Genomic DNA, 14,645 nt, shown 5'->3' with positions numbered 1-14,645 from the left:
GTCAAGAAGAAGAAACATACAACATCGTAGCAGCTCACGGCTACTTCGGTCGTTTAATCTTCCAATATGCGTCATTCAACAACAGCCGTTCCTTACACTTCTTCTTAGGAGCATGGCCAGTAGTAGGTATTTGGTTCACCGCTCTAGGTGTATCAACAATGGCCTTCAACTTGAATGGTTTCAACTTTAACCAGTCCATCATCGACTCCAGTGGTCGTGTAGTAAATACATGGGCAGACATCATCAACCGCGCAAACCTAGGTATGGAAGTAATGCACGAGCGTAACGCTCACAACTTCCCATTAGATTTGGCGGCTGTAGAAGCTCCTTCTATCAATGGTTAATTTCTAGTTGATTGATTGAATTAAAAAAAGTCCTCTATTTAGAGGGCTTTTTTTTTGGTTAAAAGTTTAATAATTCTAGTACTCAGTTTATGATAATTAATAAGAAATAAGAAATTTGACATATAAGCTGAATTTTTATGGAATCTGCTGTCAATATTCCCACTGAAGCTAAGAAACCAGAAAAATTGCCAGTTGTGCAAACTACTAATTTGGGTAAATTTTACCGCACTGGTTTTTGGATGAATCAAAAAATAGAGTCTCTTAAAAGCTGTACTTTGACAGTTTATCAAGGAGAAACTTTTGGACTTTTGGGACAAAATGGTGCAGGTAAAACTACCCTACTTAAAACTTTATTAGGAATTGTACGCCCTACATCTGGATCGGGAGTTTTATTAGGACAACCAATAGGCGATCGAGTGATTAAAGAAAAAATTGGTTACTTGCCAGAAAATCCTTACTTTTATGAATATTTAACTGGATGGGAATTTCTAGAGTTTGTGGCAGGATTATTTCAAATACCAAAATCAATACAAAAACAAAGAATTCCAGAATTACTTGACTTAGTGGGATTGTCTAAATCAACAGCTATTAGAAAGCAACTATGTCAATATTCTAAGGGAATGTTGCAAAGAGTTGGTATGGCGCAAACTTTGATTAATGACCCTGAGTTAGTATTTTTGGATGAACCTATGTCAGGTTTAGATCCAATGGGACGTTATCAAATCAGAGAAATTATTATCTCGCTCAAAAAACAAGGGAAGACTATTTTTTTTAATAGTCATGTTTTGTCTGATGTGGAGAAAATATGTGACCGTATTGCTATTCTTGCACAAGGAGAATTAATTTGTATTGGTACTTTAGATGAAGTATTAGGAGCTAATGAAAGCTATTATGTTAAGGGTAAAAGTGGTAATCTTGAGATACTCAAACAATGGATACCAGATTTAGAATTTGAGCATAATTTTTGGCAAGGTCATTTACAGGGAGACCCTAAAGAATTTTTAGTTAGTTTGGGATTAATGAGAGCTACACTAATGACAATGAATATAGAAAGACTTAGTCTGGAAGAGTATTTTATGCAGCAATTACGAGAAAAGGGAATTTTTTCTAGTAGAGAATAGGGTAATATCATGTGTCCCCTTTGGGGGAGCTACGCTATCGGTTCCGGTTGAATAGTTACACTTTGGAGGAGGTAAGGCAGAAAGAAGGCAGGAGGCAGAAGCGGTGCGACCTCGCGACGACACCAGCTCCCTTGCGGAATGCTGACCAAGAGAGGGAATGCGCACTCCTGTGAGAAAAGAAAAGGTTAGTGGGACTTACACATTTTCTGGGCAGAAAAATGCTTGTTTGCGCAGCATTCCGCAGGAAAAGTCAGTCTAGGCAAGGGAGTTACGTCAAAGCCCTAAAAATGGCTAGAACCCTTGGTAATAGGAAAAAAAAAGAAAATATTCTTTATATTCAATCAAGAGCGGTTTTAACCAGAGGTAATTATCAATTATCAATTAATGAAATACTTTTTTCTTTAATGAAAACATCACATACCTATTCTCTTTACAAATAGTTTCGTAATCTTCTTTTATATTGATATAGAAATCAATATAAAATTAATTAATCAAAACTTTTTTCCTTAAATTTTTATTGTCTTTTTTCAGTTTTCTAGCAATAGTAACTGCTAAAAAAATTTTCCAGGCTTTGAGAGAAAAAACTGCTGGAAATAATATATTGATAGCTGTTAATAGTTGTTTTTGTTTGACAGCGACTATACCCCAATGTAAATTCATATATTGTCGTATATTCTCAATATCTGGCATTATATTACGATACTTTTTATTAACTCTAGTATAAATTTTTTCTTTAACTAAAATATTTGTATTGCAACGTTGTTTTAAAGGAATTTTTCGGTCATATCCCCCCTTCCAAATAGTACGACAAACTAAACACTGGTTGAGAAAAATAGCATCACCAAGTTCAGCAATTCTAATCCAAGAATCAATATCATCGCAACTCCTAAAATTATTATCCCATCCTCCAGATTCTAAAAAAGCATCCCGACGAAAAGCAACTTGAATAGGAGTACCAAATGGCACTGATTCTAGTAACATTCCATAGTGAATATCTTCTTGGGGAATATAAAATGCCGTTCCAGGTCCTGTTTTACGAGTCCGACTAATTTCTACTTCATTAGTATCAACTTGTGCTGCTTGACAAGAAAGAATCACTGCTTGAGGATGAAGAGTGATTGCTTGAGTCATTTCTTCAATACAATTAGTTGCCATATAGTCATCATCATCTAAAGGTTTTATCCAATCTCCCTGAGCATTTTGGACCCCTAAATTCATTGTAGCTGCATGACCTTGGTTGGAAGAAGTACAATAGTAAATGACACGACTTCCTAAGCTATTGACATAGTTTTTTGTACCGTCTATTGAACAGTCATCAACTACTATTATTTCACATTCAACTGTTTGTTCAAACGCCGAATTAATTGCCCGTTTTAATAAATCTAAGCGATTATAAGTTGTAATTACAATACTAAATTTCATTAGCAAATTTTTCTCTATATTTTGATTAATAAGCCAAGAATATTAACTGCTATTTATATTCAAATAATGGTGGCAAACACTAAAATTTTTATTAACATTATAGCAAACAAAAACTACTGCTACACCAATGAATTTACCTGTATAAATAACTGATGTTTGTAATCTATTTGCTGTTAATTATAACTGAATTAGTAATATTGCTTCCTCTGTTGAAAAATCTTCAATATAACGAAATTTATGTAGATAAGTACAAACATTACAAGCTGATTTTAATGTTTTTTAATAATTTCAATGGATTTTCATCTCTGCTGAATTCAATGAAGTTTGTAGTGAATTTTCAAATAATTCTGATTTTACAGAATTGTATCACAAAGTTTAGTAGTCAAGATTTATGATTCATTAATCATAATTAATAGTGGTTTGATAAAATTGTAGATATTACTTAAATACCCTCTCAAACTTACGAGATTTTAAATATTTTTTGATCGACAGTGGTCAACTTATACATGATATCTATAAAAGTGTGATACTTTTTATACATTTAATTAATGATACCCCTATCATGCTGGCTTTTCTGGCCGGATAGGGAGATTGAGATAAAATATATATACATAAACTTCGCTACAGCTTCAGGAAATAGGAAATAAAAACTGTCTATGAGGGTTTACAAAAAAACACTACACTATAATTATAGAACTTAAAAAATAGAGTACTCGACTATATGTGGAGTTTATAACTGAAAAATTTGTGAATCCTACTCTATGAGTGTATATTTTTCTTTGATCGTTACATGATTGTAAAAGATAGTTAAGAATTAAGTGTTTTGGCTAGTGCAAGCAAGTATGATGGAGTATAAAGCCAAACTAAAAGTGAACAAAAATTAGTAAGCCCTTGGATGAAATTAACACCCAGGAATAAAGAAGCGAATAAGTTAAACTCTCGAAGGAGTTACATCAGCAAGAAAAAAAGTTATTGTCACAAGATTTATTGATATTAATAACTTGTGACTTAATTTAAAAAGTAATTTTAACTTGAAATTGAGGAGAAAAAATTAATGGCGATCGCTACAATTAATCCAGCAACAGGAGAAACACTAAAAACTTTTGAACCAATCACAGATGCAGAAATTGAAACAAAACTAGAACTAGCAATAACAACTTTTTACCAATATCGTCAAATTCCCATGACTCAACGTGGGGAATGGCTATTAGCAGCAGCCGATATATTAGAGAAAAATGCTGAGAAATTTGGTAAAATAATGACCCTAGAAATGGGTAAAACTCTGAGTGGAGCCATTGCCGAAGCTAAAAAATGTGCCCTAGTCTGTCGCTACTATGCAGAAAATGCAGCAACATTTCTCGCTGATGTACCAGCACAAACTGACGCAAGTAAGTCCTTTGTCCGTTATCAACCATTAGGCCCAGTGCTAGCTGTCATGCCTTGGAATTTTCCCTTTTGGCAGGTTTTTCGATTTGCAGCACCAGCTTTAATGGCAGGAAATGTAGGTTTATTGAAACACGCCTCTAATGTTCCCCAATGTGCTTTGGCCATTGAAGAAATATTTAAAGAAGCAGGTTTCCCAGAAGGAGCATTTCAAACCTTATTGATAGGTTCCGATAAAGTAGCAGGCATAATGGCAGATGACCGAGTAAAAGCAGGAACTTTAACTGGAAGTGAACCAGCAGGAATGGCTTTAGCAGCAATAGCAGGTAAATCAATTAAAAAAACAGTTTTGGAATTGGGAGGTAGCGATCCATTTATAGTATTAGAAAGTGCTAATTTAGAACAAGCTGTGTCTACTGCTGTTACAGCTCGGATGTTGAATAATGGCCAATCTTGTATTGCAGCTAAACGTTTCATCTTGGCAGAAACTATTGCTGAAGAATTTCAACAGCGCTTAGTAGAAAAATTTGAGGCTTTGAAGGTAGGAGACCCTATTTTGCCAGATACTGATATTGGTCCTTTGGCAACTCCATCTATTCTTCAAGAGTTAAATTCTCAAGTAGAAGTTTCTGTTGAGAAAGGAGCAAAAGTTCTAACAGGAGGTCATCTTTTATCTGATGGTCCCGGAAATTTTTACCCCCCTACTATTTTGGCAGAGATTCCAGTAGATTCCCCTGCTTATGAAGAGGAGTTTTTTGGTCCTGTTGCCCTAATATTTCGGGTGGCTAATATTGATGAAGCAATAGAACTGGCCAATAACACTCCCTTCGGATTAGGTGCAAGTGCATGGACTACAGATACAGCACAGACAGATAGGTTAATATCAGAACTCGAAGCAGGTGCAGTTTTTATCAATGGTTTAGTCAAGTCTGACCCCCGTCTGCCTTTTGGTGGGATTAAACGTTCTGGGTATGGTCGAGAACTGAGCAAAGAAGGAATTCTAGAATTTGTCAATATTAAGACAGTTTGGGTTAAATAATTAAGTATAGCAATCCTATTTTATTTGTGTCAGAAATCTTACTGCTTTTTAGGGAACAGGGAACAGGGAACAGGGAACAGGGAACAGGTAAGAGTTTCAGTTTTTTTATTTACTTTTTGATTACCCGCAATCTATTTAGGATTGCTATATTTGGCGATAAGATAAATAAAGTTAATCTTGTCTACCTACTTAATAGCTGTTAAGAGTTATAGCAATTACTTAAAATATTGTCATACCTTAGATTTAATATTTCTCAGTCCTAGAAGTTGAATTGAGTGCTGAGTATGCAATAACTGTTATTCTTTTCAGGGTGATTTTTACATTCTAAGTTAGATAGTGTTACTTCTAAAGTTGGTCTTAGATGTGATCTAAAATCTGTTTGTACAGTTATAAAAAAACCCGATTCTATAACTGAATTAGTAGGGGGTTTTACGTGGAACCTGCCTACATCTTCTCACTATAGAATCCTAACTTATAATAGCATTTATTATTAATTAGTGCTACCCTTGGAAGGTAGCAAAAATCAGCAGAAACTAGATACTATTTAGATGTAGAAAATTCAAACATTGCATGTTTTGAGCATTGGTATAATAAAAGTTATACATAAATATAGCCATATATAGTCAAGTGATGTCAAATATCTCCGTTTACTTGTATAAAAGAGCGCCTTTATATTTGACAAAATTTAATAACTCAAAGGCAATATTTTTAATAGTATAATGAAATTGCCTGGTAATTCCAGACTAAATAAAAATAAAAATTCCGCGCGTCCTCGAATCCTAATATAATTTTAACCCCTTGATTTATGAAATTAGTTGAGAGACATATTATTCAAAAAAATCATCGGTTTTATGATGAAATTGACAGACTATGTTTCTTGTCGAAAAATCTTTATAACTACGGCAATTATTTAGTTCGTCAATCTTTCATATTTGAAAATAATTATCGTCACTATTATGACCTGCAAAAAACACTCTCTACTCAATCAGACTATCAAGCAATGCCAGCTAAAGTCTCTCAAAAAATCTTGATGATTTTAGATAGAAACTGGAAAAGCTTTTTAGCAGCAAACGAAGTTTATCTAAAGAACCCATCAAAGTTTAAATCTCGTCCTCGTCTTCCTGGATATAAAAATAAAGTAAAGGGAAGAAATATTGTAGTTTATACGACACAAGCTATCAGCAAGAAGCAACTTAAACAAGGAATTATTAATCCTTCTAAAACTGGGATTTATCTAAAAACATTAGTTCCTACTTCACAAATTAAACAAGTTCGTCTCGTCCCTAGACTTAACCATTATGTAATAGAGGTCATTTATGAGAAATGCGAAAAACAATACGAGCTAGATAAAAATCGTTGCGCCAGTATTGATATAGGATTAAACAACTTAGCTACATTAACTTTTAATCAAGCCGGAATTAAACCGCTCTTGATCAATGGCAGACCGTTAAAATCTATCAATCAATACTATAATAAAGTTAAAAGCTTCCTACAATCTAAACTACCGGAAAATCAATCAAGTAAGAGGCTGAAAAAACTTTGTAATAAAAGAGAATTTAAAATCAACGATTATCTTCATAAAGCGTCTCGTTTGATTATTGATACTCTAATTAATCAGAAAATAGGAACATTGATAATAGGGCACAATGAAGAGTGGAAGCAGAAGATAAATCTAGGGAAAAGAAATATTTCATATTTTGTATCTGTTCCCTATAACAAATTAATAGAAATGTTATCTTATAAAGCCAAGATGGTAGGGATAGATGTAATTATTACAGAAGAATCTTATACCTCAAAAGCAAGTTTTATAGATAATGATTTGATTCCAGTGTACTTAGAAGGTGAGAAAAATCAAGTCACCTTTTCTGGAAAAAGAGTAAAGAGAGGTTTGTATTGTACTGCAAGCAAAAGATTAATTAATGCTGATGTGAACGGTTCTTTGAACATTATGAAAAAAGCAGTCCCAAATGTCTTTGACTATGGGATAGAGGGTGTTGTAGTTCACCCAGTCAGAGTAACACCTGCAAAATAAGGATATGTCATATTTGACTATATTTTTATGAACTATAACTTCTAACCCCTAACTTTTAATTCCTGGCTTCTAAATCATCAAATAACTAATTACCGGGATTTGATGTGAAGTATTTTTGAGTAAGTATAGTTTTGGTATCTAAATAATTCCGAATCTATTTGTAACACTTTCCCAATTTCAGGAGTATTTACTGGAGATTAGATAACTTTTTGATTACCGTAAGTATTCAGCTATTAGCAGTCAGCTAGCCTCCTCCGGAGGAACTACGTTAACAGTAATTAATAATGAATAATTACTTCTCCGGTTGGGGAAGGAAACTTTGACAGTAACTTTTTGTTCAAACTCAATTTCAAAGGTTGCTTTTACCTTTCCCAACATTAATAGCTGTTAACGCAGTTCCTCCGATAGGAGGCTAGCTAATAGCTGACGGCTGTTTGCGCAGCAGTCCGCAGGAAATGCTTAGTGATTACCTACTAAAAACTTTTAAAGCATCCTCTTAGGTTCAATCTAAAGTAGGCAGGAAAAATAATTTTTATATCTACTACTCAGGTATATTTGTTACTTTATTTTGCCGACTTTAACCAAATAGAAAATTTATTTCCCACAAATACTTAATTACTTGAAAAAAAATTAAATAGAGGTTTAATTTATCTTGACTCCGGAAAAGAAAAAATAATCATTTATATAATTTGTGTTTGAAAATTAAGTATCATATTTCAGCCTGTAATTTAGAGAAATACCGGATTAAATTATAGTAGTCGAAGCAGAGCTTAGGACATTCCTAAATGCTCAAACCCAGTTATAGATGAGTTCTGAGTTCTGAGTTCTGACTTGCGCGTAGCGCTATATCCGGTATCTACAGGAATTTAAACCCAAGCTGATAGCTCAAAGCTCTTAGCCTAGAGCTAGTTAAAGTTAAAACTTTCGATTTAGTTTTCTACCACCTTTAACCAAAGGAGAAAATAGAAATGAACACTGCAGAATTATTGGTAAAATGCCTCGAAAATGAAGGAGTCAAATATATATTTGGACTGCCTGGAGAAGAGAATCTGAATATCTTAGAAGCTCTCAAAGATTCCCCAATTCAATTTATTACTACCCGACATGAACAAGGTGCCGCTTTTATGGCAGATGTCTATGGTCGTTTAACAGGAAAAGCAGGAGTTTGTTTATCAACATTAGGCCCTGGAGCTACTAATTTAATGACTGGTGTTGCTGATGCTAATTTAGATGGCGCACCTTTAGTAGCAATTACAGGCCAAGTTGGTACAGATAGAATGCACATTGAATCTCACCAATATTTAGATTTGGTGGCAATGTTTGAGCCAGTAACTAAATGGAATGCTCAAATTGTTCGCCCTAGTAATACACCAGAAATTGTCCGTAAAGCATTTAAAGTAGCTCAACAAGAAAAGCCTGGCGCAGTTCATATTGATTTACCTGAAAATATTGCGGCAATGCCTGTAGAAGGGCAACCCTTGAATCGTGATAAGCGAGAAAAATCTTATTCTGCTTATCAAAGTATGACTGAAGCGGCAGTGGCAATTTCTAAAGCAAAAAAACCTGTAATTTTAGTCGGAAATGGAGTGATTCGGGCTAATGCAAGTGAAGCTTTAACAGAGTTTGCTACACAATTAAATATTCCTGTTGCTAATAGTTTTATGGGTAAAGGTGCGATTCCTTATACTCATCCTTTATCTTTATGGACCACAGGATTACAACAACGAGATTATATTAGTTGTGCTTTTGACCAAACAGATTTAGTTATTGCAGTTGGTTATGATTTGATTGAATATTCACCAAAAAAATGGAATCCTCAAGGTGAAATTCCAATTATTCATATTGGGGCAAAATATGCGGAGATTGATAGTAGTTATATTCCGATAGCTGAAATAGTTGGAGATATTTCTGATTCTTTGAATGAAATTTTGCGACGCTCGGAACGTATAGATGAATTAAGTCCGACTGTCTCAGAAATTAGAACAAATCTTCGCTCTGAATATGAGGGATATAGTAAAGATAATGACTTTCCAATTAAGCCTCAAAAACTAATTTATGATTTACGTCAAGTAATGGGGCCAGAAGATATTGTCATTTCTGATGTTGGTGCTCATAAAATGTGGATTGCTAGGCATTATCATTGTGACCGTCCTAATACTTGTTTGATTTCTAATGGGTTTGCAGCAATGGGTATTGCTATTCCCGGAGCGATCGCTGCTAAATTAGTCCATCCTGACCGTAAGGTAATAGCTGCAACAGGAGATGGTGGGTTTATGATGAATTGTCAAGAGTTGGAAACTGCTTTGCGGGTGGGTACTGCTTTTGTGACTTTGATTTTTAATGATGGTGGTTATGGTTTGATTGAGTGGAAACAGGAAAATCATTTTGGTAAGTCTTCTTTTATTAAGTTTGGCAATCCAGATTTTGTTAAGTTTGCTGAAAGTTTTGGTTTGAAAGGTTATCGAGTAGAGTCTGCTACTGATTTAATTCCTACTCTGAAGGAGGCTCTTGCTCAAGATGTTCCTGCTGTGATAGATTGTCCTGTTGATTATCGGGAGAATACTCGTTTTACTAAAAAGTCAGGTGGTTTAAGTTGTTCTATTTAGTTATTTGTTAGTAGTAGATTTGAGTAGGAGGAACAATAGTTAGTTAAAAACTTTAACAAATCTTTTTCAAACTGATATGTAATATCAAATCCGGTAACATCGGTGTTATTCAGCATTAAAGAATATTGTAGGGGCGTCATTCGGCAGCTTTGCTTTGGCAAATGGCCATTCGGCCTTACGCATTGTATGATGATCGACGGAATTATATTACTCCGAAGCCAACGGATTTGACATAATTATCTAGCTTTAAAAAGTTTTTCTGAATATTTAGGGTTTTTAGCAAAAAGCAAAAATATTATTACTGGGATAGGTTGATCTGTAAAATTACGAGAGAAAGGTAGAAGGCAGAAAAATTAGAATGATTGGGAAAAAGCAATTTTTTACTTGAAAGTTCCTTAGTTTAGCAAATTTTCGTCTTGTAATTTTTTCATCTCTTCCCTAACGTCGATTACTATTTCTAGAGCTTCGTTAAGTAATTTTCCATGTTCGCTAGCTTTGTCATTAATTTGCAAAGCTGTCAAAGTATTAAAATTAAAAGTAAATAAATCTGTATTATTATTAACAAATTTCTTGTTTTCCCGGATAATTCGCTCAGTTTTCAAAGCTCTAGTTAAATCTTCTCTAATTAATTTTAGAGCTTCTATAATTTTGGTGCGATTACTTAATTTAACTTGGGGGTTCCCAGCAGCTTCAATTGTGTCATTAATAGCGATCGCTTGAATGATCGAATTATATTTATCTACATCCTCAAACAATCTAATCAGACGTTGATTTTTACGAGTCATAAATATCTTATAGATATCTTCTAAAAATAATCCTATTGCCATACCTAAATAAATAACTATTAATAATAAGTAGTGTTGATTTAAGATTTGTACTACCATCCAGTAACTAACTAATAAAAGCAAAGCTATTAGTAAACTTTTCCCACCTTCTAATAAATATTTAGTTTTGGTGGGCGGTCGCAATATTTTATCTAAACTCACTCCACTGAGATGTTTAAGTTCACCCTTTGTAATTTCTAATCTTTCTAAATCTAGCCGCATAATTCTTTGAAATTTTTAGTTCTAACGATGGGTAAGCATTCAGCCGTCAGCCATCAGCTAGCCTCCTCCGGAGGAACTACGTTAACAGCTATTGCTTTTAGTTTAGGATCAAAACAATATTTAACTTTCTTACTACAAAAGTTGCCTTCCTTGCTCTTAAAGTCAGTTGTTAATTTCAACACTGTCCTATATGAGAGAGTCTTGTTGCTGAAGTCCGCAGTTCCTCCGGAGGAGGCTAGCTGACAGCTAATAGCTGTTTGCGCAGCATTCCGCAGGAAATGCTTACAACGATGGAGTGAAATTGGGGAAAAATAGATGTTTAGCAGAAGGAAGAAGGAAGAAGGAAAAAAAAAGAAGGAAAAATCACGTTGTATGAGTTTTAAGTTTTTAATCTGTCCGCGTCCTTTCCTTCGACTGCTTATATTTTCAGGAGGGAAAAAGAGAAGAAAATTTGTTCATCACTAATTATCTGGACATGATATTAATTAGTAATCAAATAATATATCGTTTCTCAAGTGACTGAGGTAAAGTTGTTTTTCTTATTTTCTATTCCCTACTCCCTAAAACAAACAAATTTTTACCTCACGCTTTTTGGGAATTGCTATATTTGTAGGGTTTAGTTCCTAGGTATTAAGCAAAGATGAAAATAGTTAAATTTATCTTTTTCTTTTGGGTTTAATACCCCACCGTTTAAACGGTGTTTACAATTAGTTGGGGTTTGAGTCCCCACCCACTTCTTCCTTCTTTCTTCTTCCTTCTTCAACTAATTTTGCATACTAAGTTTAGATTTTCGTAGTGTAAATTTCACTTTTGGTTGACCAACATTATAAGTTAAGGCATAACTATTAGCCAATATCCAAAACCATAAACTAGGATAGCGAGATTCTAACCAAGGTTGAATCCAGCGGGCAAAACTAGGCAACCATCCTAATAGAAAATTCATTACACTAAACAAAGTGAAATTGATATAACTTATTGTCCAGAGTAATACTTCTTGAAAGTTGATAAAATCCATAATCCAGAATAAAAGATAAGGATTTTTTCGAGCTGCTTTTAGAGCTAATCTTGTAAAAGTAAACCAATTAGCTCTATCTTTAATAAAAGTATCTGCTACTTCTGGAGGTTCCTCTGCTAATAACCCAAAAAATGTATTCAATATAGAATTAATTCTTTGGGGGGGTAAAAACTTTCCAGTTGGTACCATCATGCCTTTAGAAAATAACCAAGTAACGGCAATATTACTTTGATAAGCACGAATTTTATTTAAGTGATTAGCACTGAGTAAATCATATTTTAAAGCAGTATTTAGAAGATCGGTTAAACGAGGTAAATTTCTGACTAAAGAACCAAAACCAGTAAACACTAAAGGAGATTGGAGAGAAGCAGCATCGCCAATACAAATTAAACGGTCAAAAGCCACCTGGCGATCGCTACCTTTGATACTAAAATGCCCAGGAATATAACCAAAAGTTGGCTTTTTCCAGATTAATTTATCCATGTCACACCGTCGATATTCTGGCAAAATTGCGAAAAAATCCTCATACATTTCTAACAAAGAACCAGGATTTTTAGGATGAACTTGATGGTAATGAAATAAATAAATTGCTAACTCATTACCTGCGCCAGGGAACAACTCCCAAATTAATTGTCTGCCACGAGAAATATCGCCATGACTATTAAGAACATCTCCATAATTTGAATCCCAAACTTCCGGTTCAATTCCACCATCAATTACTGCTCCAACTGTTGGGCAAATACTATCAAAAGCACGTTTACCATTTAACTGCCAAGCGATGGGAGAAGCAGTACCCATAGCATCTACTAACAAACGACCACAGAAAATTTGTTCGGTTTTGTTAGATAGGCTTTGAGTATAAACTACAACTTTTTCTGGTTCAACTTCAGCTTTAATAAATTCTGTTTCATCTACAATTTTTCCTCCTGATTCTTGTAGTTTTATCCCACATAAAGTGAGTGTTTTTTCTGAATCTAATGCCACATTTAAAACTGTAGGAGTATGAAGAATTGCAGCTTTAGCAAAATCAGGGTTATTACTATCAAAAAATTTGTTAAAACCGTCTTTATATTCTCTAGCAATTAAACCTTCTATTTCTGCAGCAGTAAATAAACCCAAGTCAATTAAACTTTGTAGTTCGGAGCGAGAAATATTCCACTCTCGATTCATTTTTCCAAAAGTCAAACGTTCTAATAATAAGACTTTATACCCTAATTTTGCCATGACAGCTGCATGAATAACTCCCAGAGCACCACCAACATAAATGAGGTCATATTCAGCTGATTTATTATTTGTTCCTAACTCTTTTTTCCACACTACTTGTTTTGGTGTTTGAGGATTTTTAACTGATTCGCGCCAACGTTTTTCCCACCAGTATAAACGTTTTAGATCGTATTCCCCTTGAGGCATTTTTTGAAAGTATTTTACAGTCAGAGGATAATCAGATGCTAAAGCTGTAAAAATTGACTGATTTGATAGATCAATTATGGGAGGTTCTGGATAATTTAAAGGAAATTCTTTTCTCAAGTTGGTAGTCAAATAAGAAGTGAATTTTTCTTGTATTGAAGATACATTTCCTTGAGTAAAAACTTTGAGATAAGTAGTTCGTTGTAATGACCAGGTAAATACAGAAAATTCCTGAGTAGGATCTTCAGAAAATTTCACAACAAAACCATCAGAAGTCAGAATTTTATCACCTAATTCCGGCTGAAATTTATGCTGTAACCATTGACAAACAGTTTTTGTATCTGGCGTTGGTACTTCTAGGTAAAGAATTTCTTTCATCTATTTTTTTTGGGAATTAATTTTTAATCTTAAAGTTGACAATATTTTAATGTATGCTATGCTGTATAGATAAAAGTTTAATCTGATATAAAAGTTTACAATATTTTCTATTATTAAGTATACCCAAGAGAAATTTTCCTTTGGGTATTATATTTTTAAGTTTCTACTCTCTCTTGATAGATTTAAAGATAAATCTGTCTCTAGATGAGTATCTTCAAATTTGTAAACTTCGCTCAAGTCTACAAAATAGTTTAGCCCCAATTAGTAGAGTAGCGACAAAATTTCAAAGACAGTAAGGGAGAATGCGGTCTATCAATTGAGCGAGACTTGAATGCCTCAATTAATTTAAGAAAGCAAGTGTTAATTGGCGAGGTCTCCTCAGAATGTAAGACGCACTTCTTGGATGCGGAAGGTTTTAGCCTTTTTAGGTCTGTAATACCTTGGTTTTCAGCTCTTCATGGTCAAAAAGTTAGGATTTCTGGCGCATAGTTGGGCAAAGAAAATTATTCCCCTACTCCTCTACTCCCCCTTTTCATCTCCTGGGAGCAGGGCTGTTTCAAAGTATTGTAGATTAACAATTTAAGGAAAACGGAAGATGAGGGGATAGTGGAACAGTAAAATTTGCCAAAATTTGCCGATTTTTCAGCCAATAAGCGTCTTTAAGCTCTGAGAGGATATTTGCTTCAATGTCGCTTAAAAGCCTCCATCCCCGTGTCCCCGTGTCTCCGCGTCCCCGTGTCTATCGAGAATGAAACAGCCCTACCTCCTGGGAGGGGTTAGGGGTGAGTCCCCTACTCCTTAAAAAAGACTTTTTCAGCAAGCCCTAATTACGCGGTGCGACCCCGCGTCGTA

7 protein-coding genes and 1 pseudogene are annotated in these 14,645 nt (G+C 34.4%); 5 read left to right on the top strand and 3 right to left on the bottom strand.

Annotated features, from left to right (window positions below):
* Together F6K15_RS35080 and F6K15_RS35075 are read left to right on the top strand one after the other, a co-directional pair.
* Positions 1-344 (top strand): annotated as a pseudogene (locus tag F6K15_RS35080) (photosystem II q(b) protein); the annotation flags it as partial.
* 137 nt (positions 345-481) lie between these two features.
* Entirely contained in the window at positions 482-1,465 is a 984-nt protein-coding gene (locus tag F6K15_RS35075) for an ABC transporter ATP-binding protein (RefSeq protein ID WP_293070314.1), read from the top strand.
* A gap of 483 nt (positions 1,466-1,948) precedes the next feature.
* Here F6K15_RS35075 and F6K15_RS35070 read toward each other — a convergent pair whose 3' ends face one another.
* The gene (locus F6K15_RS35070; RefSeq protein WP_293070312.1) at positions 1,949-2,887 is read right to left on the bottom strand and encodes a glycosyltransferase family 2 protein; all 939 of its coding nucleotides are present in this window, start codon (positions 2,885-2,887) and stop codon (positions 1,949-1,951) included.
* A 1,054-nt stretch (positions 2,888-3,941) separates the two neighbouring features.
* Between F6K15_RS35070 and F6K15_RS35065 the strand changes: the two genes are divergently transcribed.
* The 3 genes from F6K15_RS35065 (at position 3,942) to F6K15_RS35055 (ending at position 9,947) form a co-directional block, all read left to right on the top strand.
* Positions 3,942-5,309, top strand: a complete 1,368-nt coding sequence (locus F6K15_RS35065) for an NAD-dependent succinate-semialdehyde dehydrogenase (RefSeq protein ID WP_293070310.1) — start codon at positions 3,942-3,944, stop codon at positions 5,307-5,309.
* A gap of 805 nt (positions 5,310-6,114) precedes the next feature.
* On the top strand, positions 6,115-7,341 hold the full coding sequence (locus F6K15_RS35060; protein WP_293070308.1) for a transposase: 1,227 nt from the start codon (positions 6,115-6,117) through the stop codon (positions 7,339-7,341).
* A gap of 968 nt (positions 7,342-8,309) precedes the next feature.
* Positions 8,310-9,947, top strand: a complete 1,638-nt coding sequence (locus F6K15_RS35055) for an acetolactate synthase large subunit (RefSeq protein WP_293070306.1) — start codon at positions 8,310-8,312, stop codon at positions 9,945-9,947.
* Positions 9,948-10,342: 395 nt separating this feature from the next.
* Here F6K15_RS35055 and F6K15_RS35050 read toward each other — a convergent pair whose 3' ends face one another.
* The gene (locus F6K15_RS35050; protein WP_293070304.1) at positions 10,343-10,993 is read right to left on the bottom strand and encodes a hypothetical protein; all 651 of its coding nucleotides are present in this window, start codon (positions 10,991-10,993) and stop codon (positions 10,343-10,345) included.
* 763 nt (positions 10,994-11,756) lie between these two features.
* A complete protein-coding gene (locus F6K15_RS35045) occupies positions 11,757-13,793 on the bottom strand; it encodes a flavin-dependent dehydrogenase (RefSeq protein WP_293070302.1) in 2,037 nt (678 codons plus the stop codon).
* Positions 13,794-14,645: the final 852 nt, after the last annotated feature.

This window comes from Okeania sp. SIO2B3, assembly GCF_010672525.1.
GTDB lineage: Bacteria > Cyanobacteriota > Cyanobacteriia > Cyanobacteriales > Microcoleaceae > Okeania.
The sequence above is the reverse complement of the archived record's forward strand: the minus strand, read 5'-3'. Positions and strand labels throughout refer to the sequence as shown.

What these genes read in the sequence shown, in the direction of transcription:
- F6K15_RS35075 (WP_293070314.1), top strand. Translation starts at nt 482, where the DNA reads ATGGAATCTGCTGTCAATATTCCCACTGAAGCTAAGAAACCAGAAAAA.
- F6K15_RS35070 (WP_293070312.1), bottom strand. Translation starts at nt 2,887, where the DNA reads ATGAAATTTAGTATTGTAATTACAACTTATAATCGCTTAGATTTATTA.
- F6K15_RS35065 (WP_293070310.1), top strand. Translation starts at nt 3,942, where the DNA reads ATGGCGATCGCTACAATTAATCCAGCAACAGGAGAAACACTAAAAACT.
- F6K15_RS35060 (WP_293070308.1), top strand. Translation starts at nt 6,115, where the DNA reads ATGAAATTAGTTGAGAGACATATTATTCAAAAAAATCATCGGTTTTAT.
- F6K15_RS35055 (WP_293070306.1), top strand. Translation starts at nt 8,310, where the DNA reads ATGAACACTGCAGAATTATTGGTAAAATGCCTCGAAAATGAAGGAGTC.
- F6K15_RS35050 (WP_293070304.1), bottom strand. Translation starts at nt 10,993, where the DNA reads ATGCGGCTAGATTTAGAAAGATTAGAAATTACAAAGGGTGAACTTAAA.
- F6K15_RS35045 (WP_293070302.1), bottom strand. Translation starts at nt 13,793, where the DNA reads ATGAAAGAAATTCTTTACCTAGAAGTACCAACGCCAGATACAAAAACT.